Genomic DNA, 21,860 nt, shown 5'->3' with positions numbered 1-21,860 from the left:
AGGGGTGGCTCGCTGACTCCCCCACAGAATCCGGCGAGCCGGTGGGTCAGACCTGGGCGAGCTCCGGCTCCAGGGCCGGCTCCTGCTCGGCGGCCGGCTTGCGCAGGCCGCTGATCGCCACGGTGGCGATCAGGCCGGCCAGCGCGATGCCGGTCACCACAGCCAGCGCCGGGTGGTAGCTGGCGATGACCTCGGCGGTGGTCCGCGGCGCCGCGGCGTCCAGCACCGCCGTCACGACCGCCAGCGCGATGGCCCCGCCGACCTGGAAAGACGTCTGCACCAGGCCGGAGGCCAGGCCCTGCTCGTCGTCGCCGACGCCGGTGGTGGCCTGGATGTTCAGGGCCGGGAAGGACAGCGCGAAGCCCAGACCCAGCAGCACCATGCTGGGCAGGATGGCCAGTGCGTAGTTCGGATTGGCGTCGATCTGCAGGAACAGGCCGTAGGCCACGACGAACGAGGCGAGGCCGAGGGCGACGATCCGGCCGGCGCCGAACCGGTTGACCAGCGCGCCGGTGCGCGGGCCGCCGAAGGCGACGATCAGGCCGGCCGGCAGGAAGGCCAGCGCCATGCTCAGCGGCGACCAGTGCAGCAGCGACTGCATGTAGATGGTGCCGATGAACTGGAACCCGGCGTAGGAGCCGAAGACGGCCATCGCGGTCAGGTCGGCCGCGAGCACGTTCTTGTTGCGCAGGATGCCCAGCCGCAGCAGCGGGTGCGCGACCCGGCGTTCGATCATCACGAAGGCGACGACCAGCGCCAGGACCACCGCGAACGAGCCGAGCGTGATCGGCGAGGCCCAGCCGACGGAGGACGCGGACACCACGGTGTAGACGAGCAGCAGCAGCGCCAGCGTGCTGGTCGCGGCGCCCAGCACGTCGTAGCCCTGGCGCGGCCCGTCGGGGCGGCCGTGGTCGGGGATCAGCTTGATGCCGGCGATCAGCACGGCGATGGCGATCGGGGCCGGCAGCAGGAAGGTCCAGCGCCAGCCGACCTCGGTCATCAGGCCGCCGAGGATCAGGCCGGAGGAGAAGCCGCTGGCGCCGAACGCGGTGTAGATGGACAGTGCCCGGTTGCGGGAGGGGCCCTCCGGGAAGGTCGTGGTGATGATCGACAGGCCAGCCGGGGCGGTGAACGCGGCGGCGGCGCCCTTGATGAAGCGGGCGGCGATCAGCAGGGTCGGGTCGTTCACCAGGCCGCCGAGCAGCGAGGCGGCGGCGAACACGCCCAGCGCCAGCAGCAGCACGCGGCGGCGGCCGAGCAGGTCGGCGGTGCGGCCGCCGAGCAGCAGGAAGCCGCCGTAGCCGAGCACGTAGCCGCTGATCACCCATTGCAGGGACGAGGTGGACATGTGCAGCTCGGAGCCGATCGAGGGCAGCGCGACGCCGACCATGGAGACGTCGAGGCCGTCCAGGAACAGCACGCCGCACAGCAGCATCAACGCCGCCCACAGGCTCGCGGGCCAGCGCGTGCCGGAGGTGGCGGACAGGACGGGTGTTGCCGGTGTGGTCACGGTTGGCAAGACTACATGCGTCTGCATCTAATGCAAGCGGATTTAATGCGTTGGAATCTTATGACGATGGGTACTAAGATGCGGGGCGTGACCGAGAACGAGCTCGTGAGCGCCTGGCGTGACCTGCTGGGGCGGTACCACTCCACGTGGTGCTCCTTGGACCGTGAGCTGCGCGAGGGGCATGGCCTGGGGGCCAGCGAGTTCGAGGTGCTCGACCAGCTGTCCGACGCCTGCTGCGACAAGCCGGCGCTGCGCATGCAGGAGCTTGGCAAGAGCGTGCAGCTCAGCCAGAGCGCCCTGTCGCGGGTGGTGGCCCGGCTGGAGGCCGACGGGCTGGTCGCCCGCACGCTGTGCTCCGACGACCGGCGCGGCATCTACGTCGAGCTGACCGAGGCGGGCCGCGCCCGGCACAAGGCCGCCGCCCCGACTCATCGCGAGGTGCTGGCCGCCAACCTGGCCTGAGGTCCGAATTTCACCCTTTTGGTGACCCCGATCACAGTGAATGTCAGCTGATGGTGGCTTGTTCGCGCTCAGCGGACAGTGGGAATCTGCCTGTCAGAACCCACGTTGTGCCTAGCGTCAGGGCGCTCGCGGGGTCTGCGGCTGCGAGCGGCACTGAGAGCGACGGGTCCGCCTACTACAGTGGACCCCAGGTGCTGACCCCACCGGCGAGGTCATGGGTGGGTGGAGGACCGCCGACGCAGCTGTCAGGGAGTGCATATGTTCGAGAGGTTCACCGACCGCGCGAGGCGGGTGGTCGTCCTGGCTCAAGAAGAGGCCAGGATGCTCAACCACAACTACATCGGCACCGAGCACATCCTCCTGGGTCTGATCCACGAGGGTGAGGGTGTCGCCGCCAAGGCGCTGGAGTCGCTGGGCATTGCCCTCGAGGGCGTGCGCCAGCAGGTGGAAGAGATCATCGGTCAGGGTCAGCAGGCGCCGAGCGGGCACATCCCGTTCACGCCCCGGGCCAAGAAGGTGCTTGAGCTGTCGCTGCGCGAGGCGCTGCAGCTCGGCCACAACTACATCGGCACCGAGCACATCCTGCTCGGACTGATCCGCGAGGGCGAGGGCGTGGCCGCCCAGGTCCTGGTCAAGCTGGGCGCGGACCTCAACCGCGTCCGCCAGCAGGTGCTCCAGCTGCTGTCCGGCTACCAGGGCAAGGAGCCGGCCGAGGCCGGCGGCCGCGGCGAGGGCACTCCGTCCTCCTCGCTCGTGCTGGACCAGTTCGGCCGCAATCTCACCGCTCTGGCCCGCGAGGGCAAGGTGGACCCGGTCATCGGCCGGGCCAAGGAGATCGAGCGGGTCATGCAGGTGCTCTCGCGCCGCACCAAGAACAACCCGGTGCTCATCGGCGAGCCGGGCGTCGGCAAGACCGCCGTGGTGGAGGGCCTGGCCCAGATGATCGTCAAGGGCGAGGTGCCCGAGACGCTCAAGGACAAGCAGCTCTACACCCTGGACCTGGGCTCGCTGGTCGCTGGCTCCCGCTACCGCGGTGACTTCGAGGAGCGCCTGAAGAAGGTGCTCAAGGAGATCCGCACCCGCGGCGACATCATCCTGTTCATCGACGAGATCCACACCCTGGTCGGCGCGGGCGCCGCCGAGGGTGCGATCGACGCCGCCAGCATCCTCAAGCCGATGCTGGCCCGTGGCGAGCTCCAGACCATCGGCGCGACCACCCTCGACGAGTACCGCAAGTACGTCGAGAAGGACCCCGCCCTGGAGCGCCGGTTCCAGCCGATCCAGGTCGGCGAGCCGACGCTGGAGCAGACCATCGAGATCCTCAAGGGTCTGCGCGACCGGTACGAGGCGCACCACCGCGTCTCCATCACCGACTCGGCGCTGGTGGCCGCGGCCACGCTGGCCGACCGCTACATCAACGACCGCTTCCTGCCGGACAAGGCGATCGACCTGATCGACGAGGCCGGCGCCCGGATGCGCATCCGCCGCATGACCGCGCCGCCGGACCTGCGCGAGTTCGACGAGAAGATCGCCGACGTGCGCCGGGACAAGGAGTCCGCGATCGACGCGCAGGACTTCGAGCGCGCGGCCAAGCTCCGGGACCAGGAGAAGCAGCTGCTCGCGCAGAAGGCCGAGCGCGAGAAGCAGTGGAAGGACGGCGACCTCGACGTCGTCGCCGAGGTGGACGACGAGCAGATCGCGGAGGTGCTGGCCAACTGGACCGGCATTCCCGTCTTCAAGCTCACCGAGGAGGAGACCACCCGTCTGCTCCGCATGGAGGACGAGGTCCACAAGCGGATCATCGGCCAGGAGGAGGCCGTCAAGGCCGTCTCCAAGGCGATCCGCCGCACCCGCGCCGGTCTGAAGGACCCCAAGCGCCCCTCCGGCTCGTTCATCTTCGCCGGCCCGTCCGGTGTCGGTAAGACCGAGCTGTCCAAGGCGCTGGCCAACTTCCTGTTCGGCGACGACGACGCGCTCATCCAGATCGACATGGGCGAGTTCCACGACCGGTACACCGCGTCCCGGCTGTTCGGCGCGCCTCCCGGCTACGTGGGCTACGAGGAGGGCGGCCAGCTCACCGAGAAGGTGCGCCGCAAGCCGTTCTCGGTGGTGCTCTTCGACGAGATCGAGAAGGCGCACCAGGAGGTGTACAACACGCTGCTGCAGGTGCTGGAGGACGGCCGCCTGACCGACGGTCAGGGCCGCACGGTGGACTTCAAGAACACCGTGATCATCTTCACCTCCAACCTGGGCACGCAGGACATCTCCAAGGCCGTCGGCCTGGGCTTCTCCGGCGGTGGTGTCGAGGGCTCGAACTACGAGCGGATGAAGATCAAGGTCAACGACGAGCTGAAGAAGCATTTCCGCCCGGAGTTCCTCAACCGCATCGACGACATCATCGTGTTCCACCAGCTGACCCAGGACGAGATCATCAAGATGGTCGACCTGATGGTCACGCGGGTCGAGGCCCAGCTGAAGAACAAGGACATGTCGCTCGAGCTCACGCCGCTGGCCAAGCAGCTGCTGGCCAAGCGGGGCTTCGACCCGGTGCTGGGCGCCCGGCCGCTGCGCCGGACCATCCAGCGCGAGATCGAGGACCAGCTGTCGGAGAAGATCCTCTTCGGCGAGCTGCAGCCCGGCCAGATCGTGCTCTGCGATGTGGAGGGCTGGAACGGCGAGGGCTCCGACGACAAGGCGCACTTCGTGTTCCGCGGCGAGACCCGTCCGATGCGGATCCCGGACGCCCCGCCGGTCGGCCTGGCCGCCCACGGTGGCGACACCGCGCAGGAGTTCGACGGCGAGTGAGTTGACCCGCTAGTCCGAAAGGGCGGTTTCCCGGATGTTCGGGGAACCGCCCTTTTGTCGTGTTCAATGGGAGCTGTGGCCAGCACCGTGCGAACCCGCGCGTCCCGCCGGTTGCCCGCGTACCCGGACGAGGGCCGGCGCAAGGTTGGCGGCGCGCCGCTGACCTTCCTGCTCTCGCTGCTGGCCGCCGCCGTGATCGCCATGGTCGCGCTGCGGCTGCTCGGCATCGACGGCGACCACGTGATGGTGGTGCTGCTGGCCGGCACCCCGTACGCCGCCGGCGGCGGGGCGCTGCTGGTGCTGTTCGCCATGCTGGTGCGACGCTGGGCCGTCGCCGTGGTGGCGCTGGCCTTCACCGTCTGCCTGTTCGCCGCCGTCGCGCCGCGGGCCTTCACCGCGCCCCGGCCGCTCGGCGTCGGGCCGGCCGTCCGGTTGCTCAGCCTCGACCTGGCCCAGGGCCGGGCCGACGCCGCCACCGTCGTCGCCCTGATCCGGGCCCAGCACATCGACGTCGTCGCCTTCCAGGAGCTCACCCCGCAATCGGTCGCCGCCCTGGCCGCCGCCGGCCTCGCGGCCGAGCTGCCCAACCAGATATTCCAGCCCGGCGACGGGCCCACCGGCTCCGGCATCGCCTCCCGCTACCCGCTCGCCCCCGTGCAGATCGAGACGCCGACGACGTTCCCGCAGGCCACCGCCCAGGTGTCGCTGCCCCAGAACCGCGCCATCCAGGTCCAGTCCGTGCACGTGCGGCCGCCGACCGACGACAACACCACCGACACCTGGAAGCGTGAGCTGGACGCCTTACCCGACATCGTGGACGGCGCGCCGCCGATGGTGCTCGCCGGCGACTACAACGCCACCATCGACCACGCCGGCCTGCGGGCCCAGATGATCAGCGGCTTCGTCGACGCCGCCTCGCAGGCCGGCCAGGGCCTGCTGCCGACCTGGCCCACCGGCGGGCGGCTGCCGCCGCTGCTGCCCATCGACCACGTGCTGGTGGACAAGCGCTGCCCGGTCGACACCTTCGCCGCCTTCGACGTCCCCGGCACCGACCACCGGGCCGTGCTGGCCCAGTTCGTCGCCACCGTGAACGGCTGAGAAGCTTTCCCCATGAGGGGGAGGACTTCAGCTGTTTTTGGGCTGCTCGCGTTAGCGCTGGCCGGCTGTTCCACCAGTGATCGTGGTGGGGCAGAAGGACGTGTGGGTCAGGGCTTGAGGTTCCCTGGCCACAGGTACTGGTTCGCGGGCTGGGTGGCGCCGCGGAACCAGGCGTCGAAGAAGCCCTTCAGGTCCTGGCCGCTGATCAGCTCGACGTAGGACTCGAACTGCGGCCAGGTGGCGTTGCCGTCGCGGTGCAGGGCCGGCCAGGTCTTGAGGATCTTGAAGAAGGCGTCGTCGCCGATGGTGCGGCGCAGCGCGTGCAGAGCCATGGGGCCCTTGGTGTAGACGGCGCCGAACTCGTTGCCGGCGCCCATGTCGTAGAGCTTGCCGGCGAAGACCTGCGCGCCCTTCTGCACCAACTTGCGGTAGTTGTCGTCGAGGTTGGCGCCGTCCTTGGCCTCGGCCCACAGCCATTGCGCGTAGCTGGCGAAGCACTCGTTGAGGCAGACGTCCCTCCAGTTCTGCACCGACACCGAGTCGCCCCACCACTGGTGGGCGTTCTCGTGCACGATCGTGCTCAGGTCGGTCCAATGGGCGTAGATCGGCCGGGTCTGCGTCTCCAGCGAGAAGCTGATCTTGTCGGCCAGGAAGATGCCGCCGGCCGCGTCCTGCGGGTACTTGCCGAACTTCGAGGACAGGAAGTCCAGGATCTCCGGCAGCCGGTCCTCCAGGGCCTTCTTGTCCTCGGTGCCCGGGGCGAACGCCGACACCAGCGGCGTGCCGTCGGCCAGCTTGCCGGTGCTCATCGTCCAGTGGTCGACGCCGACCGTGGTCAGGTACGGGGCGATCGGATCCGGCTCGTCCCAGCGGTAGGTCGTCCAGCCGTCCTTGGACTCGTTGCGGCCCTGAACGCCGTTGGAGATCACGCTCCAGCCGTCCGGCACCTTGGCCGCCAGGTGGAAGGCCGCCTTGTCGGTCGGGGTGTCGTTGACCGGGTACCAGGTCGACGCCGAATGCGGCTCGCCGGCCACGAAGGCCCCGCCGCTGCTGGAGATCTGCCAGCCCTCCGCGCCCAGTTTTGTCGACTTGACCGGGTTGGGCACGCCGGCGTACTGCACCTCGATGGTGAAGGTGCTGCCCTTCGCCACGGCGTCCGCCGGACTGATCACCAGCTTGCCGCCGTCGCGGTCGGTGTCCGCCGCCCGGCCGTCCACCGTCACCGTGCGGACGTCCATGCCGTCCAGATCGAGGCTGAACTCGCTGAGGTCCTGTGTGGCCTTGGCGGTGATCGTCGTGTCGCCGTCCAGGTGGTGCGACTTCGGGTCGTAGGTGATCGCGACGACGTAGTTCGAGGCGTCGTAGCCGCCATTGCCGCTGGTCGGGTAGTACGGATCGCCCGCGCTGCGCGCCCCCGCCGTGCCCTCGACTCCGTCCTCCGTCGACTTCGTCGCCGGGGTGCAGGCCACGCACAACGCCACGACCGCCAGCAGCGCCGCCACTTTCCCAACCCGCATGCCGATGTGTGTACCAGGTGGTATGAGTGCTCCGTGTTCGATGTCGTCGAGTTCGGCGGCTCCGGCCCCGGCATCCTGCTGCTGCACGGGCTGATGGGCCGGGCCACCACGTGGTGGCCGGTCGCCCAGTGGCTGACTCGCTACGGTCGGGTGGTCGGTCTCGATGCGCGGGGACACGGTCGTAATACGCATCGCGGCGGCGATTGGCGCACCGAGGACTTCGCCGCCGACGCCGCCGACGTGATCCGCCGCCTCGACCTCGGTCCCGCCATCGCCATCGGCCACTCCATGGGCGGGCTGCACTCCCTCGTGCTCGCCGCCTCCCACCCCTCACTCGTGCGCGGGGTCGTCGTCGAGGACTTCGCCCCCGACCAGCGCGGCCGCACCGTCGACTCCTGGCGGGCCGAGTTCTCCAACTGGCCCGTGCCCTTCCAGTCGCTGGCCCACGTCCGCTCCTTCTTCGGCCCCGTCGGCGACTACTTCGCCGAGTGCTTCGAGGAACGGGCCGACGGCTACCACCTCATCGCCGACCTCGACGACCTCTACCGCATCGCCGCCGAATGGGGCCTGCGCGACTACTGGCCCTTCGTCGACCGCGTCCAGGCCCCGCTGCTGGTCATCGAGGCCGAGCACACCTTCATGCCCCCCGGCCAGCAAGCCGCCATGGCCGCCCGCGTCCCCGACGGCCGCCACCTCCTCGTCGAAGGCGCCGGCCACCTCGTCCAACTCAGCGCCCCCGACGTCTACCGCGGCGCGGTGGAGGCGTTCCTGTCGGGTCTGCTCAACGCGTGAACAGAACGTCCACCTCGCCGGTGACGGTGTCGGTGATGCCGACTTCGTCGACTTTGGCGCGGATCGGCTCGACCGGGTGCAGGGCGGCGATGCCGGCGGCGAGGGTGGGTGTGTCGATCTCCTGGGCCAGGGCGCAGTGCGGGACCCAGGAGCCGGGCAGGTAGTAGGCGGAGGGGTTCTTCACCTTCTTGGCCAGCACGTCGTGGACGGCGGAGTGGACGGCCAGCAGCTCGGTGTCCACGACGGCGGTGAGCACGAGGTTGTTCTCGGTGGTGGGGAAGGTGCCCAGGGTGTAGAGCCAGATGCTGGGCAGGGCCAGCAGCTGGAGCTCGGCGGCGAGGTCGGCGCGGGTGGGCCGGGTGAAGGCGCCGCCGAGGGCGAAGGTGACGTGGGGCCGGTGCCGGCGGTGGCTGCGGGTGGCCAGGCTCGGCACGCCGGCCCGTTCCAGTCGCTGCCACATCGCCCGCACCGCGGTGTCGGCCTCACCGTCGAAGAAGAACTCCAGGGCCTGTGCCATGGAGTTCATCCAACACTCCTCAGGAGGGGCGCACTCCGACGGCGTCACGGATCTGGTTGCCGAGCTCGGCGACGGTCCGGGCGCAGTGGGCGCAGCAGTAGAACCGGCCCTCGACCTCGACGCCGTGGCCGACGATGCGGCAGCTGCACCGCTCGCACCGCGGCGCGAGCTTCTCCATCGCGCACTCGAACGAGTCGAACCAGTGGCTCTCGCCGGTCACGGTCCGGATCTCGAACGCCATCCAGTAGTCGTTGCCGCAGACATCGCAGGTCGCCATGCCGACAGCGTGCGGGGTGGCCCGGAACCCGGCAAACGGGAGCGTCAGTGCTCACCCGGCAGAGCGAACAGCCCGGAGTCGGTCTGCTCGACGAGCCCGTCGACGAGCAGCGAGTCGAGGCAGCGGTCCCGCTGCCCGGCCTCGGACCACGCGGCGTCGAGCTGGGCGCGGGTGACCGGACCGGGGGCGCCGCGCAGGACGTCGAGCAGTCGGCCGCGCACCTGGCGGTCGGTGCCGGCGAACTTCTGCACGGCCTTGGCTGGCCCGTTGTAGGCGGGCCGGCCGGCGAGCTGCCAGGCGCAGGTGTCGAAGACGGGGCAGTCGGCGCAGCGCGGCGTGCGAGCGGTGCAGACCAGGGCGCCGAGCTCCATCAGGGCGGCGGAGTAGCGCGCGGCGACGGCGTCGACGGCAGGCAGCAGGGCGGCGACATCAGCCATGTCACGGTTGGTGGACGGCGGACCGGCGTCGCCGGCCCCGTGCACGGCCCGGGCGACCACCCGGCGCACGTTGGTGTCGACGACGGGACACCGCTTGCCGTAGGCGAAGGCGGCGACGGCGCGAGCGGTGTACGCGCCGATGCCGGGCAGCGCCAGCAGGGTGTCCACGTCGTCGGGCACGATGTCGTCGTGCTGGGTGGCGATGGCCGCGGCGGCCTCGTGCAGACGCAGGGCCCGGCGTGGATAGCCGAGCTTGCCCCAGGCCCGCACGACCTCGCCCTGGCTGGCGGCGGCCAGCGCCGAGGGCACCGGCCAGCGCGCCATCCACTCGTGCCAGATCGGCTCGACCCGGGCGACCGGGGTCTGCTGCAGCATGATCTCGCTGACCAGCACGCCCCACGCGGTGCAGTCGGGCCACCGCCAGGGCAGATCGCGGGCCGTGTCGTCGAACCAGCTCAACAGGGTGTCAGCGGTAAGCATCGCCCCCGATTATTCCTGGCCGGCCGCCAACACCTCGTGCAGGGCACCGTTGTGCACGTCGTAGACGAAACCGCGGATGTTGTCCTTGTGCGGCAGGAAGACGCTGTGCCGCAGCCGCGCCAGCGAGGTCCGGACGCTGTCCTTGACCTCCTTGAACGCCTCGACGGCCCAGGTCGGCCGCAGGCCGGTGTCGGCCTCCAGCTCGTCCTTGAACTCGTCCTCGGTGGTCATCGACAGACCGCACGAGGTGTGCTGCACCAGCAGGATCTCCCGGGTGCCCAGCTTGCGCTGGCTCAGCGCGAGCGAGCGGATCACGTCGTCGGTCGCCACGCCGCCGGCGTTGCGCAGCACGTGCGCCTCGCCCTGCTGCAGGCCGAACAGCTCGAACACCCGGATCCGGGCGTCCATGCATGTCAGCACGGCGATGTGCAGCGATGGGCTGGCCGACGATCGGTCCCCGCGGGTCCGGTCGACCAGTGCGGCATTGCGTTCGAGCAACTCGTCGATGGCGGTCATGTCGCACCTCCTGCCTAGACCTCTATGGCACCTGGTCAGGCGATCGCTGACAAGGGCAATTGAGTAAAGACACAACCGGATTGAGTGATCCCCTGAATCCCTGGCCGTCGGCGACCACGGGGTTACCGTCGGTGCATGATCGAGCCACAGGGACCGCTCGACCCGTCGGTGTACTGGCGTCGCCGGGCGTTCGCGCTGGGCGGCTCGATCCTGGTGGTCGTGCTCCTGGCAGTGATCATCTCGGCTTGGCTCGGCCACGGCTCGCCGGCCGACCCGCAGGGCGTGGCCAACCGACAGAACGTGGCCGCCACCTCCAGCAAGCGGCTCACCTCCTCGCCGCCGACCAGCGGCACGATCACGCCGGCCGGGGCCTCCTCGTCGTCGGCCTCGCCCGCGCCGGCGCCCACGACCAGCACCACCACCGGGCCGCCGCCCCCGCCTCCCCCGCCCGGCCCGTGCCCGGACACGGCGATCACCGTCGAGTCCCGCATCGCCCAGGCCAGCTACCGGGTCGGCCAGTCGCCGCTGCTCACGCTGGTGGTCACCAACTCGGGGCCGGTGGCCTGCAAGCGGGAGGTCACCCGCCAGTTGCGCGAGCTGCTGGTGTTCACCGCGGACGGCAACACCCGGCTGTGGTCCAGCTCCGACTGCTACACCCAGCAGCCGGCCGACACCCGGCTGCTCCAGCCCGGCGAGCAGGCCACGTTCAGCATCGCGTGGGCCGGCCGCACCTCCGCGCCGAACTGCGCGCCGAGCGGGGCGCCGCTGCCCGCCGGCGATTACGTGGTGGTCGGAAAGCTGGGTAGCCTCACGAGTCACCCGACGCCGTTCAAGCTCACCTGATTAACCCGAAGGTGTAACGGTCGGGGGTGCAATTCCCCATCACGAATCCAGTACGGTGAGGATCCACGGGCAGTCGTTCGAGAGGATCCGTTTCCGGTCATGGACGAGCAGGCAGTCGCGGGAGCCGACCGTTTTCGGTCGATGCTGCTGCGTGTCCTCGTTCTGGTCGGCGGCGTGCTGGCCGGCACCGCGCTGGCCTGGCTGCTCTCCGCGGCGACGGCCTCGGCGGCCGAGGCCAACCCGGTCACCGACCTGGTCGCCACGGCCGGCTCGGTGGTGGACGACTCCGTCGCCCACACCGTGCACCTCGGGCAGGACGCGGGGCTGGCGGCGCAGGCGCTGCCGGCGGCCGCTCCCGCTGTCCCGGCGCTTCAGGTTCCGGTGCCGCACCTGGTCGCCCCGGTGATCCTGGTCGAGCAGAAGCTCGGTGACATCGCGGCCGCGCAGCCGGTCCACGACACCGCGAACACCGCTGTGACCAGTACTTTTGTTGCCGCCGGCGAGGTGCGTCCGGCGGTTCGGGCCGTGCCGGCCCCGGCCGTGAGCCGGATCGAGCACGGGGCCGAGCCGGTCGCGGCGGTCGCTCCGCAGGCCGCCGCCATGAGCGCGCCAGCTGTTCAGCTGCCGTCCCAGGACGGCTCGCCCAAGTCCGAGGCGTTGCCGTTCGGGTCGCTGCCCGGCAACGCCTGCGGCCACGACGGCCCGTCCGGCAATGCCGGCATGTGCCTCGGAGACGGTGTCGTCAGCACGCCCGCGGACACCTCTGTCCGGCCCACGCGCGCGGTTTCGCGCTGCGTCCCGATGACCGCGCGCCGTCAGCCCGGCATCACCCCCGACTGATTCGCTCCAGGCTGATTCAGCACTGACCAGCGCTCGGTCCGCAGTCCACTTTTCATGTTTCCCCATTTACGGGTGATCCCTGCCCCGAATCGGCTTTTCGTGGGATCACCCGGGCAACTCCCGTGACCCGGGAATTCGACAAGGAGAATATTTTCCATGCGTACCTGGATGCGGCGCGGAATTCCGGCCGCCCTGCTCGCCGGCGGTGTGCTGGCGATGACCGCCGGCAACGCCGCCGCCGCGCCCGCCCCGATCGGCGACCCGAGCGGCATCGCGGACACCGCGCTGCGCCTGGCCGACATCGTGGGCCACAAGGGCCTGCCGCCGCTGCCGGACACCAGCCAGATCCAGCTGCCGACGATGCCCATCGGCCAGTCGCAGCGCTCGCTGGACCCGCAGGACCTCGCCGGCGGCGGCCTGTCGCTGAGCAACGTCCAGCTCAACGGCCAGGACCTGCCCAAGCCGCAGCTGCCCGGCCTGCCCGCGCTGCCCGGCCTCGGCGGCGGCCAGCGGTCCCTGGACCCGAGCCACATCGCCATCTCCGACGTGCCGCAGCTCCAGCAGCTGCCCAAGCTGCCGTCCGTGGCCTCGGGCCTGCCGGTGTCGGTGCTGCCGGACATGACCACCTCGCGGTCGCTGCCGAACTTCACCTACAGCGGCGCGGTGCCGACCGGTGGCCTGCACGAGCTGACCCAGCTGCCGGACCTCAGCAGCCTGCCGCTGGTCGGCGGGGCCACCGGCGAGCGCGACCTGCCGGGCCTGCCCGCGCTGCCCAAGCTGCCGCTGCCCCTGCCGGGCGCGTCGGCCGAGCGCGACCTGCCGGGTCTGAGCCTGCTGGGCTCGCTGCCGGGTCTGCCCGCCGGCCGTTCGCTGCCGGGCCTGGGTCTGCTGGGCAACCTGCCGCTGGCGGGTCTGCTCGGTGGCGCTGCCGGCCGTGAGCTCCCGGGTCTGGGCCTGCTGGGCAGCCTGCCGGTGGGTTCGGTGCTGGGTGGTGCCGCGGGTCGTGAGCTGCCCGGTCTGGGTCTGCTGGGCACGTTGCCGGTGGGCAACCTGCTGGGCGGCGTTGCCGGTCGTGACCTGCCGGGTCTGCCCGCCCTGCCGTCCCTCCCGCTGCTGGGTGGCCAGGAGCGCGCGCTGCCGGCGCTGCCGGGTCTGAGCATGGTGCAGGGCCTGCTGGCCGCGACCCCGGTCGCCGCGCTGCTGTCGAGCACCCCGCTGGGTTCCGTCGCCGGTCGTTCGCTGCCGGGCATCCCGGCCCTGCCGCTCCAGCTGCCGGGCCTGCCGACCGGTCGTTCGCTGCCGGGCCTGGGCTCGCTGCCGCTGGCCGGCCTGCTGGGCGGCGGCCTGCCCGCGATGACCGACACCGACGCCGACTCCGCTGACACCGACGCCGTCGACACCGACGCCCGCTCGCTGCCCGCCGTGCCAGCCCTGCCGAAGCTGCCGGTCCAGCTGCCGGGCCTGGGTGGCCAGCAGCGCGAGCTGCCGGTCGTCGACTCCGTGCTGCCGAAGCTGCCCCTGGCCGTGCCGGCCGTGCCCGGCGCCTCGGTGTCCGGCTTCCACGGCATCCCGGCCCTCGGCCCGTCGTTCACCACGACCATGCCGGCCAACGACTCGGCCCGCTCCATCGTGCCGGGCGTGCCCAGCACCGCGGGCGTCCTGGGTGGCCTGCTCGGCCACGCGCCGCGCCTGCCGGTCAGCGGCATCTGAGCCGTAACCACAAAAAAGGCCCCCACCTTCCGCGCGGAGGTGGGGGCCTTTTGCCACGTCTGATCAGGGCCCGAACCAGCGTTCCTCGGTGATGCGGGGCGGGGCGGAGGTGGTGCCGACGACCAGCTCGGTGGACAGCGTCACGGTCCGGGGCCGGTTGTGGTCGGCTGCGTTGACCAGCAGCTTGCCGGCGGCCCGGCCCTTCTCCAGCACGGGCTGACGCACCGTGGTCAGGCCGGCCCGCTCGCTTTCGGTGATGCCGTCGAAGCCGGTGATGCTGAGGTCCTGCGGCACCCGCAGCCCGCGCCGCCGGGCCTCGGCCAGCGCGCCGAGGGCCAGGATGTCCGAGGTGCAGATCAGGGCGGTGACCTGGGGATCCCGGTCGAGCAGCTGGGCCGCGGCGGACGCGCCGGAGGCGATGCTGTGGTCGAAGCGCTCCACCACCGGCACGGTGGTCCAGTCGACGTTGGCCGAGGTGAAGGCGGTGGCCAGCGCCTCGAGCCGGGCCCGCTGCACGTGGAAGTGGGCGGTGTGCTGGCGGTCGGCGTTGACGAAGCCGTCGTTGCGGTCCCGGGCCAGCCGCATGCAGATCACGCCGATCCGGCGGTGCCCGAGGTCGATGAGGTGGTCGGCGACCTGGGTGATGGCCGCCCGGTCGTCGATGCCGACCCGGTCGACGGTGTCCAGCTCGGGCTGGTCGCACACGACGGTCGGCACCGGCCGCTCCAGCACGGCGGCCAGGTGCGGGTCGTCGTCGGGCACGGAGTAGACGACGAAGCCGTCGACGCCGGCCCGGTGCACGGCGGCCACGTCCTCGCGCTCCGGATTAGCCGGCACCAGCAGCAACCCCTGGCCGGCGTCCTCGCAGGCCAGCGCCAGCCCTTCCAGGAAGCCGACGGCGGCCGGGTCGCGGAACGCGTACGAGAGGTTCTCGGTCAGCAGCAGGCCGACCGCACCCGCCTTGCGGGTGCGTAGCGAGCGCGCGACCGGGTCCGGGCCGGGATAGCCCAGCCTTCGGGCCGTCTCCAACACCCGCCGACGCAGCTCCGGCGAGAGCTGGTCGGGCCGGTTGTATGCGTTGGACACCGTTGTCCGCGAAACGCCCAGCTCAGCGGCGAGGGACGCCAGCGTCGCCGGCCGTCGCACATGCATTGACCGCGCCATGGAGTGACCGTAACGGTCAAGAACCAATTCGTGAAGCCGGGGACGGCCGTGTCCCCCTGAAGCACTATCCCGGCACGTCAACAGGTCTTTCGCGTTAAGCAAGCTTGGTGTAGACCAAGTCACGATCGCGGAATCGGTCCTGATGACTCTCTGACCACCAGTCTTGGCCGAAACAGGCGGGTGTGCGAGGCCGCCGGCCGCCGCCGGGAATCGGGGTCCAGACGTTGCACCAGCTCGTCCACGGCTGCGGCGGACATCTCACTGATGGGCTGCGCCACAGTGGTCAGCGCGGGGGTGCAGTGGGCGGCGAACGGGATGTCGTCAAAGCCGACTACGGACAGTTGTGCCGGCACTCGCAGGCCTCGCCGCGCGGCCTCCCGCATCGCCCCGATCGCCATCTGGTCCGACGAGCAGATCACCGCCGTCGGCGCGGCCGTGTCGAGCAGTTGGGCCAGCGCCGCGGCCCCGCCGGCCGGCTCGAACGGTCCGTGCGCGACCAGCTCCGGCGGCGCGAGATGGCCGTTCTCCTCCAGCGCGGCGGCCCAGCCGGCTCGCTTGAGCCGTGACGGCAACGCCCGCGAGGGTCCGCTGACAAAACCGATCCGGGTGTGCCCGAGGGCGATCAGGTGCGAGGTCGCCAGGTAACCAGCCAGTTGCTCGTCCACGGCGATGTCGGCGACGTCCAACGAGGGCGTGGCGCCGTTGATAAACACCATCCGCACGCCGTCGGCGACCAGCCGCGTGTAGTAGGCGGCCGCCGGGCCCTCGCCGGGCGGCGCGTTGGTGATCGCCGGCGACACGAAGATCATTCCCTCCACGCCGCGGGCCAGCACCATGCGCACGTACTCCTCCTCGCGCAGGCCGGCCGAGCGGGTGTTGCACAGCAGCGAGGAGTAGCCGGCGGTGGCCGCCCTGGTCTCCAGCGCCTCGGCGAACGCCGGGAACACCGGGTTGGACAGCTCCGGCAGCAGCAGGCCGAGCACGCCGGTGCGGCGCAGCGCGCCCAGGCCGCGGGGGGAGTACGGCAGATCGTCCAGCGCGGCCAGCACCCGCTGCCGGGTCTTCTCGTTCACGCCGGCCCGGCGGTTGAGCACGCGGCTCACGGTCGAGACGCTGACGCCCGCGATCTTCGCGATCTCGGCCAGACCGGGCACCCGCGTCCTCCTCGCTCGGGGCGTGTCGGGCTGAAGCCTGCCCGGGCCGGAAAGCTTTTGCAACGAACACGCCACGGCGTCGACCGCCGGCTGGTCACGCATGTGAAATGCCCGGCAAAACTTTGCAGGCCGATCAAGAAGCGTCGCCACCACCGGATACGCAGCCGTTCGGGCAACACGACCGCGTCCAATGGGGCCATTCGGCGCATGCGCGGATACCCGGTGCGCGCCACGTTGTGCCTGGTCCGGCGATCGTGACCGCCACCGTCCGGGGCTAGGGGTGACGATTCAGAAACGGTGGGTAGTCGTCGTACGCCGAGGGGCTGACGGATGCGGTTTCTCGGGTTACTTTGTCGTCACACGTTTCGCAGTGAAAGGGACCACACATGGCCGAGGTCGCCTACGTCAGTGCCTCCCGGGTGTTCGCCGGGAACCCTCCGGTGCGCGCGGTCGACCAGCTGGAGCTCGACGTCGCGGACGGTGAGTTCCTGGTGCTGGTCGGGCCGTCCGGCTCGGGCAAGTCCACCGCCCTGCGCATGCTCGCGGGCCTGGAGGACGTTGACGAGGGCGCGATCCAGATCGGCGGCAAGGACGTCACCAACGTGCCGCCCAAGGGCCGCGACATCGCCATGGTGTTCCAGTCCTACGCGCTCTACCCGCACATGACCGTGGCCGAGAACATGGGCTTCGCGCTCAAGCTGCGGGGCACGCCCAAGCAGGAGATCAAGGACAAGGTCGCCGAGGCGGCCAAGATGCTGGACCTGACCAAGTACCTGGACCGCAAGCCGAAGGCGCTGTCCGGTGGTCAGCGGCAGCGCGTCGCCATGGGCCGGGCCATCGTGCGCGAGCCGTCCGTCTTCCTGATGGACGAGCCGCTGTCCAACCTGGACGCGAAGCTGCGCGTGGAGACCCGCGCCAACATCGCCGCCCTTCAACAGCGCCTGGGCACCACCACCATCTATGTCACGCACGACCAGGTCGAGGCCATGACCATGGGCGACCGGGTTGCCGTGCTCAAGGACGGCCTGCTCCAGCAGTGCGCCTCCCCGCGTGAGCTGTACGACCGCCCGGCCAACGCCTTCGTCGCCGGCTTCATCGGCTCGCCCGCGATGAACCTCAAGACCGTGCCGCTGACCGCCGAGGGCGCGCAGCTCGACGGCCTCACCGTGCCGTTGACCCGGGCCGCGCTGGACAAGGCCTCGTCGGAGGGCCTCAAGGAGGTCACCTTCGGCGTCCGGCCCGAGACGCTGCGGCTGGCCTCGGGCGACGAGCCCGGCATGGACCTGACCGTCGAGCTGGTCGAGGAGCTCGGCGCCGACGCCTACGTCTATGGCTCGGTGCGCATCGGCGGCCAGCCGGAGCGCTTCATCGTCCGCGTCGACGGCCGCACGCCGCCGGCCTTCGGCCAGAACGTCAAGGTGGCCGTGCGCGACACCAGCGAGGTGCACCTGTTCAACCCGGAGAGCGGCGCCCGCCTGGACGTCTGATCCCGACGCACCTGTGGCCCGCCCGGTGTTCCGGGCGGGCCACACGCGTGTGGAACAACCGGTGGGCGGGGCTCGTCGTCTGACCGGATATGCATGAGCTCTACCGGGATGGCTACGACTACCTCGCCGCACGGCCGGACGTCACCGCCGCACTGCTGGTCGGTGGCCTGGTCCTGGGGGCGTTGGCGCTGCTGGCCGCGCACCTGTTCCGCTGGGGCAGGACCGCTTCCGTGCTGGCCGGCGTGAGCCTGGCGCTGGCCCTGTCGGTGACCCTGGTCCGGCCGTTCTGGGGCGGGCTGCGGCTGGACGACCCGCTCCAGGTCTGCGTGCCCGGCTCCTTCTCGCTGGCCGCCGGCGGTGCGCTGCTGAACTTCGTGATGCTCATGCCGCTCGGCTTCTTCGGCGTGCTGGCGACCAAGCGCCCGCTGCTGGTGGCCATCGGCTGCGTGTCGGTCAGCGCCGGCATCGAGATCGCCCAGGCCGTGTTCGAGCTGGGTGTGTGCGACGGCCAGGACTTCATGAACAACAGCGTCGGCGGGGCACTGGCGACGGTGGCCGGCTGGCTGTTGCTGCTGGCCTTCGGCCGCGGCCGGCACCAGCGCCGTCACGAGATGCCCTCGATCCCGGTCCAGTTCACACCCCGTCGGGAGACCGCGCCGGTGTGCCAGGAGCAGCAGACAGTCCCCATCGGGGCCTGGCACAGGCGGTAACCGCTCCGCTGCGGCGAAGAACACACCGTCGCGGCCGACGTGGTCTGGACCTGCCGGTTCGTCGTCGCCGGCCGATCGAATCACCCGTCCAGGTGATAACGATTTTCACTCCAACGAGGATGTTGATCACTCTCCTCGCATAGGCTCTACTCGACAACGGTTTCCATTGCTAGATCGTCACGCTGTCGAGGGGTGTGCAGATGACTGTCCGTTCCCGTTGGGCGCCGGCGGCCACAGTGGCCATGGCCGCGGCGGTGCTCGCCGCGTGCGGTAGCGGCGCCGCGTCGTCCGCCCAGACCGACGGCAAGATCAAGGTGGTCGCGTCGACCGACGTGTGGGGCAGCGTCGTGCGGGCGGTGGGCGGCGACGACGTCAGCGTCACGTCGATCATCGACGACCCGACCAAGGACCCGCACGACTACGAGGTGCAGCCCAAGGACACCGCCGCGGTGGCGGGGGCGCAGCTGCTGGTCTCCAACGGCATCGGCTACGACGACTTCTTCGGCAAGGCCGTCGCCACCGTCGGCGGGGGCAAGCCGAGCGTGGTGGCCTTCGACGTCTCCGGCAAGCAGAAGACCGCCGACACCAACGAGCACGTCTTCTACGACCTGCCCACGGTCAAGAAGGTCGCGGACAAGATCGCCGAGGACCTCGGCGCCGTCGAGCCGGCCAAGAAGAGCACCTTCGACGCCAACGCCAAGGCGTTCGACACCAAGCTGGACGACCTGACCGCGCGGATCGCCAAGATCCCGGCCGGCAAGAAGGTCGTGGTCACCGAGCCGGTGGCCAACTACCTGCTGGCCGCGGGCAACGTCGCCGACGCCACGCCCAAGGCGTTCGAGGAGGCGGTCGAGGCCGGCACCGACATCCCCGTCGCCGCCGTCGCCGAGGCCACCGCGCTGATCACCAACCGCCAGGTCGACGCGCTGGTGAACAACGCCCAGACCGAGACCGACCTGACCAATCAGCTCAAGTCGAAGGCCGCCGCGGCCGGTATTCCGGTCGTGGACGTAACCGAGACGCTGCCGGCCGGCACGACCGACTACGTTGGTTGGATCGGCAAGGAGGTCGACGCCCTATCGAAAGCGCTCGTGAAGCAGTGACGGCGGACGCGCTCGTCGACGCCGCCCCGGCCACCAGGCCGGCGGCGGCGCTGCGCATGCGTGCGGCCCGCCTCGCCTACGGCAGCCGGGTCCTGTGGGACGGCCTCGACCTGGACATCAGGCCCGGCGAGTTCCTGGCCGTGCTCGGCCCCAACGGCTCCGGCAAGACCAGCATGCTGCGGGTCCTGCTCGGCCAGCAGCCGCTGTCGGCCGGCGAGGTGTCCATCGCCGGCAGCGCGCCCGGCAAGGCCAACCACAAGCTCGGCTACATCCCGCAGCAGCGGTCCATCGACGCCAACCTCACGCTGCGCGGCCGAGACCTGGTCGGCCTCGGGCTGGACGGGCATCGCTGGGGCCTGGGGCTGCGCGGCCGCAAGGAGCGTCGTCACAAGGTGGAGGCGGTGCTGGCCGAGGTCGGCGCCAGCGACTACGCGGATCACCCTGTCGGCCTGCTCTCCGGCGGCGAGCAGCAGCGGTTGCGAGTGGCGCAGGCCTTGGTCGGCGACCCCCAGCTGCTGCTGTGCGATGAGCCGCTGCTGTCCCTGGACCTGGCTCACCAGCGTGTGGTCAGCGAGCTGATTGACACCCGCCGTCGCACCGCCGGCACGGCCGTGCTGTTCGTGACACACGAGATCAATCCCGTGCTGCCGCTGGTGGACCGGGTGCTGTACCTGGTCAACGGTCGGTTCCGGATCGGCACGCCGGACGAGGTGATGACCTCGGAGAACCTGTCCGAGCTGTACCGGACGCCGGTCGACGTGCTGCGGGTGCGAGGCCAGATCGTCGTGGTCGGCGCGCACCAGGAATCGCACCACTGCGCCGACACCACGCCGACGCCGGAAGTGCGGCCGTGACGGCCGATCACATCGCGCGGGAGGCGCGGCCCTGATGTCCGACTACATCTCCACCACCCTTCTCCTCCTGCCCTTCGTCGGCTCCGCGCTGGTCGCGGCGGCGGTGCTGGGCGTGCTGGCCGGGGTCCTCGGGCCGCTGATCGTCACCCGCAACATGGCCTTCTCCGTGCACGGCACGAGCGAGCTGGCCCTGACCGGCGGCGCCGCGGCCCTGCTGGCCGGCATCAACGTCGGCTACGGCTCGCTGGTCGGCGCCATTGTGGCGGCGGTGATCCTGGGCCTGTTGACCCGCAAGGTGTCCGAGCACGACTCCGTGATCGGCGCGGTGCTGGCGTTCGGGCTCGGTGTCGGCGTGCTGCTGCTGTCCTTCTACGAAGGCAACTCCGCCAACAAGTTCGGTCTGCTCATCGGACAGATCGCCAGCGTCGACTCGGGCAGCCTGGTGCTGCTGGTCAGCGCGGCGGTGGGCGTGCTGGTGGTGCTGGCGCTGATCTACCGCCCGCTGCTGTTCGCCAGCGTGGACGCCGAGGTGGCGGCCGCGCGGGGCGTGCCGCTGCGGGTGCTGTCGCCGGTGTTCGCGGTGTTGGTCGGCGTGGCCACGGCGCTGGGCGTGCAGACGGTCGGTTCGCTGCTGGTGCTGTCGCTGATGATCACACCGGCCGCCGCCGCGTCCCGGGTGACGGCCTCGCCGCTGGTGGCCACCGTGCTGTCGATCGTGTTCGCGGAGCTGGCGGTGCTCGGCGGCATCGTGCTGTCGTTGGTGCCGGGCAAGCCGGTGAGCGCGTTCGTCACGGCCATCTCGTTCCTGATCTACCTGGTGTGCCGGCTGGTCGGCGCGCTGCGGGCGCGGCGGATCGGCAGCGGGCGCGGGATGGCGTCCGCCCACCTGGCGGTAGGGGCCGCGCGACCCTGAGCCGGAATCGGGGACTTACCCAATGGACCGGCTGTCGATCCGTACTAGCGTGATGCCATGACTGACGCGATCGACCCGGCCAACCTCAGGGTGTCCAACGCCGAACGGGAGCGGGCGGCCGCGATTCTGCAGGACGCGCTGGACCAGGGGATGATCACGATCGACGAGTACGGCGAGCGCAGCGCGATCGCCGCCTCGGCCAAGGTGCGCGGCGAGCTCACCGTGATCCTGGCCGACCTGCCCACCGCCCTGCACAACGGAACCGTCGCGCTGACCTCGCCCGTTCCGGTCGAGGACGAGCGGCCGCTCGAGCTCAACGCGGGCATGGGCAACGTCAACCAGGTCGGCCGGTGGACGGTGCCGAGCCGGATCAACGCGCGCTGCTCGATGGGCCACGTGAAGATCGACTTCAGCGAGGCGGTCTGCCGGCACCGCGACGTGTGGCTGCACCTCGAATGCGGCTGGGGCAACATCAAGGTGCTCGTGCCGCGGGGCTGGACCGTGGTGGTCGAGGGGGTGTCGGTGGGCAGCGGCAAGTTCAACAACAAGGCCAGCGCGCATGGCGACCCCGGCCAGCCGGTGCTTCATGTCGAGGGCAGCGTGAGCGCCGGCGACATCAAGATCCGTTACGGCGACTGAGAAAACAGCTGGCCCGCTTCGCTACGGTCGAG

At 70.7% G+C, this 21,860-nt stretch carries 21 protein-coding genes; 13 read left to right on the top strand and 8 right to left on the bottom strand.

What is annotated here, in order from left to right; all coding sequences use genetic code 11:
- Positions 1-46: 46 nt before the first annotated feature.
- Positions 47-1,537 (bottom strand): MFS transporter, encoded by a 1,491-nt coding sequence (locus tag JJ691_RS37065; protein ID WP_211764178.1) that lies wholly within the window; start codon positions 1,535-1,537, stop codon positions 47-49.
- 51 nt (positions 1,538-1,588) lie between these two features.
- On the opposite strand from JJ691_RS37065, the gene JJ691_RS37060 reads away from it, so the two are divergent.
- From JJ691_RS37060 to JJ691_RS37050, 3 genes are all read left to right on the top strand, one after another.
- Complete coding sequence (locus JJ691_RS37060) at positions 1,589-1,972, top strand: MarR family transcriptional regulator (RefSeq protein WP_211771944.1); 384 nt, start codon at positions 1,589-1,591, stop codon at positions 1,970-1,972.
- A 258-nt stretch (positions 1,973-2,230) separates the two neighbouring features.
- Complete coding sequence (locus tag JJ691_RS37055) at positions 2,231-4,777, top strand: ATP-dependent Clp protease ATP-binding subunit (protein ID WP_211764177.1); 2,547 nt, start codon at positions 2,231-2,233, stop codon at positions 4,775-4,777.
- Positions 4,778-4,852: 75 nt separating this feature from the next.
- On the top strand, positions 4,853-5,875 hold the full coding sequence (locus JJ691_RS37050) for an endonuclease/exonuclease/phosphatase family protein (protein WP_211764176.1): 1,023 nt from the start codon (positions 4,853-4,855) through the stop codon (positions 5,873-5,875).
- A gap of 107 nt (positions 5,876-5,982) precedes the next feature.
- Here JJ691_RS37050 and JJ691_RS37045 read toward each other — a convergent pair whose 3' ends face one another.
- Positions 5,983-7,392, bottom strand: coding sequence for a M1 family metallopeptidase (locus JJ691_RS37045; protein WP_211764175.1), 1,410 nt, complete (start codon positions 7,390-7,392; stop codon positions 5,983-5,985).
- A 33-nt stretch (positions 7,393-7,425) separates the two neighbouring features.
- Between JJ691_RS37045 and JJ691_RS37040 the strand changes: the two genes are divergently transcribed.
- On the top strand, positions 7,426-8,184 hold the full coding sequence (locus JJ691_RS37040; RefSeq protein WP_256449314.1) for an alpha/beta fold hydrolase: 759 nt from the start codon (positions 7,426-7,428) through the stop codon (positions 8,182-8,184).
- Here JJ691_RS37040 and JJ691_RS37035 read toward each other — a convergent pair.
- Genes JJ691_RS37035 through JJ691_RS37020 form a run of 4 tightly spaced genes read right to left on the bottom strand, consistent with a single transcriptional unit; the run spans position 8,174 to position 10,411 of the window.
- Entirely contained in the window at positions 8,174-8,710 is a 537-nt protein-coding gene (locus JJ691_RS37035; protein WP_306291329.1) for a 2'-5' RNA ligase family protein, read from the bottom strand. The two genes, JJ691_RS37040 and JJ691_RS37035, sit on opposite strands and share 11 nt — an antisense overlap.
- 10 nt (positions 8,711-8,720) lie before the next feature.
- Complete coding sequence (locus JJ691_RS37030; protein WP_211764174.1) at positions 8,721-8,978, bottom strand: Prokaryotic metallothionein; 258 nt, start codon at positions 8,976-8,978, stop codon at positions 8,721-8,723.
- A gap of 44 nt (positions 8,979-9,022) precedes the next feature.
- Positions 9,023-9,895 carry an A/G-specific adenine glycosylase gene (locus JJ691_RS37025; protein WP_211764173.1) on the bottom strand — a complete coding sequence of 291 codons (873 nt, stop codon included), beginning with the start codon at positions 9,893-9,895 and terminating at the stop codon, positions 9,023-9,025.
- A gap of 9 nt (positions 9,896-9,904) precedes the next feature.
- A complete protein-coding gene (locus tag JJ691_RS37020) occupies positions 9,905-10,411 on the bottom strand; it encodes a beta-class carbonic anhydrase (protein ID WP_211764172.1) in 507 nt (168 codons plus the stop codon).
- 135 nt (positions 10,412-10,546) lie between these two features.
- Between JJ691_RS37020 and JJ691_RS37015 the strand changes: the two genes are divergently transcribed.
- The 3 genes from JJ691_RS37015 (at position 10,547) to JJ691_RS37005 (ending at position 13,804) form a co-directional block, all read left to right on the top strand.
- Entirely contained in the window at positions 10,547-11,254 is a 708-nt protein-coding gene (locus JJ691_RS37015) for a hypothetical protein (RefSeq protein WP_211764171.1), read from the top strand.
- Positions 11,255-11,353: 99 nt separating this feature from the next.
- On the top strand, positions 11,354-12,094 hold the full coding sequence (locus tag JJ691_RS37010; RefSeq protein WP_211764170.1) for a hypothetical protein: 741 nt from the start codon (positions 11,354-11,356) through the stop codon (positions 12,092-12,094).
- Between the two features lie 156 nt (positions 12,095-12,250).
- Positions 12,251-13,804, top strand: a complete 1,554-nt coding sequence (locus tag JJ691_RS37005; RefSeq protein ID WP_211764169.1) for a hypothetical protein — start codon at positions 12,251-12,253, stop codon at positions 13,802-13,804.
- A 63-nt stretch (positions 13,805-13,867) separates the two neighbouring features.
- Here the strand turns inward: JJ691_RS37005 and JJ691_RS37000 are convergent, their stop codons facing one another.
- Together JJ691_RS37000 and JJ691_RS36995 are read right to left on the bottom strand one after the other, a co-directional pair.
- Positions 13,868-14,968: a LacI family DNA-binding transcriptional regulator gene (locus JJ691_RS37000; RefSeq protein WP_211764168.1), complete on the bottom strand. Its 1,101-nt coding sequence runs from the start codon at positions 14,966-14,968 to the stop codon at positions 13,868-13,870.
- A gap of 119 nt (positions 14,969-15,087) precedes the next feature.
- Positions 15,088-16,122, bottom strand: a complete 1,035-nt coding sequence (locus JJ691_RS36995) for a LacI family DNA-binding transcriptional regulator (protein ID WP_211764167.1) — start codon at positions 16,120-16,122, stop codon at positions 15,088-15,090.
- A 386-nt stretch (positions 16,123-16,508) separates the two neighbouring features.
- On the opposite strand from JJ691_RS36995, the gene JJ691_RS36990 reads away from it, so the two are divergent.
- From JJ691_RS36990 to JJ691_RS36965, 6 genes are all read left to right on the top strand, one after another.
- Positions 16,509-17,609: an ABC transporter ATP-binding protein gene (locus JJ691_RS36990; RefSeq protein WP_211764166.1), complete on the top strand. Its 1,101-nt coding sequence runs from the start codon at positions 16,509-16,511 to the stop codon at positions 17,607-17,609.
- An 89-nt stretch (positions 17,610-17,698) separates the two neighbouring features.
- A complete protein-coding gene (locus JJ691_RS36985) occupies positions 17,699-18,319 on the top strand; it encodes a VanZ family protein (RefSeq protein WP_211764165.1) in 621 nt (206 codons plus the stop codon).
- Positions 18,320-18,519: 200 nt separating this feature from the next.
- On the top strand, positions 18,520-19,422 hold the full coding sequence (locus tag JJ691_RS36980) for a metal ABC transporter solute-binding protein, Zn/Mn family (RefSeq protein WP_211764164.1): 903 nt from the start codon (positions 18,520-18,522) through the stop codon (positions 19,420-19,422).
- Between the two features lie 56 nt (positions 19,423-19,478).
- On the top strand, positions 19,479-20,276 hold the full coding sequence (locus JJ691_RS36975; RefSeq protein WP_211771941.1) for a metal ABC transporter ATP-binding protein: 798 nt from the start codon (positions 19,479-19,481) through the stop codon (positions 20,274-20,276).
- Between the two features lie 34 nt (positions 20,277-20,310).
- A complete protein-coding gene (locus tag JJ691_RS36970) occupies positions 20,311-21,189 on the top strand; it encodes a metal ABC transporter permease (protein WP_211764163.1) in 879 nt (292 codons plus the stop codon).
- Positions 21,190-21,246: 57 nt separating this feature from the next.
- Positions 21,247-21,828, top strand: coding sequence for a DUF1707 SHOCT-like domain-containing protein (locus JJ691_RS36965; RefSeq protein WP_211764162.1), 582 nt, complete (start codon positions 21,247-21,249; stop codon positions 21,826-21,828).
- Positions 21,829-21,860 lie beyond the last annotated feature (32 nt).

This window comes from Kutzneria sp. CA-103260 (assembly GCF_018263855.1).
Taxonomy (GTDB): Bacteria; Actinomycetota; Actinomycetes; order Mycobacteriales; family Pseudonocardiaceae; genus Kutzneria.
Note: the sequence above shows the minus strand (reverse complement) of the source record. Positions and strands in the feature narration are given on the sequence as shown.

Coding starts and splice junctions, on each gene's coding strand:
- JJ691_RS37065 (WP_211764178.1), bottom strand. CDS start 1,537: ATGCAGACGCATGTAGTCTTGCCAACCGTGACCACACCGGCAACACCC.
- JJ691_RS37060 (WP_211771944.1), top strand. CDS start 1,589: ATGCGGGGCGTGACCGAGAACGAGCTCGTGAGCGCCTGGCGTGACCTG.
- JJ691_RS37055 (WP_211764177.1), top strand. CDS start 2,231: ATGTTCGAGAGGTTCACCGACCGCGCGAGGCGGGTGGTCGTCCTGGCT.
- JJ691_RS37045 (WP_211764175.1), bottom strand. CDS start 7,392: ATGCGGGTTGGGAAAGTGGCGGCGCTGCTGGCGGTCGTGGCGTTGTGC.
- JJ691_RS37035 (WP_306291329.1), bottom strand. CDS start 8,710: ATGAACTCCATGGCACAGGCCCTGGAGTTCTTCTTCGACGGTGAGGCC.
- JJ691_RS37030 (WP_211764174.1), bottom strand. CDS start 8,978: ATGGCGACCTGCGATGTCTGCGGCAACGACTACTGGATGGCGTTCGAG.
- JJ691_RS37025 (WP_211764173.1), bottom strand. CDS start 9,895: ATGCTTACCGCTGACACCCTGTTGAGCTGGTTCGACGACACGGCCCGC.
- JJ691_RS37020 (WP_211764172.1), bottom strand. CDS start 10,411: ATGACCGCCATCGACGAGTTGCTCGAACGCAATGCCGCACTGGTCGAC.
- JJ691_RS37015 (WP_211764171.1), top strand. CDS start 10,547: ATGATCGAGCCACAGGGACCGCTCGACCCGTCGGTGTACTGGCGTCGC.
- JJ691_RS37010 (WP_211764170.1), top strand. CDS start 11,354: ATGGACGAGCAGGCAGTCGCGGGAGCCGACCGTTTTCGGTCGATGCTG.
- JJ691_RS37005 (WP_211764169.1), top strand. CDS start 12,251: ATGCGTACCTGGATGCGGCGCGGAATTCCGGCCGCCCTGCTCGCCGGC.
- JJ691_RS37000 (WP_211764168.1), bottom strand. CDS start 14,968: ATGGCGCGGTCAATGCATGTGCGACGGCCGGCGACGCTGGCGTCCCTC.
- JJ691_RS36990 (WP_211764166.1), top strand. CDS start 16,509: ATGGCCGAGGTCGCCTACGTCAGTGCCTCCCGGGTGTTCGCCGGGAAC.
- JJ691_RS36985 (WP_211764165.1), top strand. CDS start 17,699: ATGCATGAGCTCTACCGGGATGGCTACGACTACCTCGCCGCACGGCCG.
- JJ691_RS36980 (WP_211764164.1), top strand. CDS start 18,520: ATGACTGTCCGTTCCCGTTGGGCGCCGGCGGCCACAGTGGCCATGGCC.
- JJ691_RS36975 (WP_211771941.1), top strand. CDS start 19,479: ATGCGTGCGGCCCGCCTCGCCTACGGCAGCCGGGTCCTGTGGGACGGC.
- JJ691_RS36970 (WP_211764163.1), top strand. CDS start 20,311: ATGTCCGACTACATCTCCACCACCCTTCTCCTCCTGCCCTTCGTCGGC.
- JJ691_RS36965 (WP_211764162.1), top strand. CDS start 21,247: ATGACTGACGCGATCGACCCGGCCAACCTCAGGGTGTCCAACGCCGAA.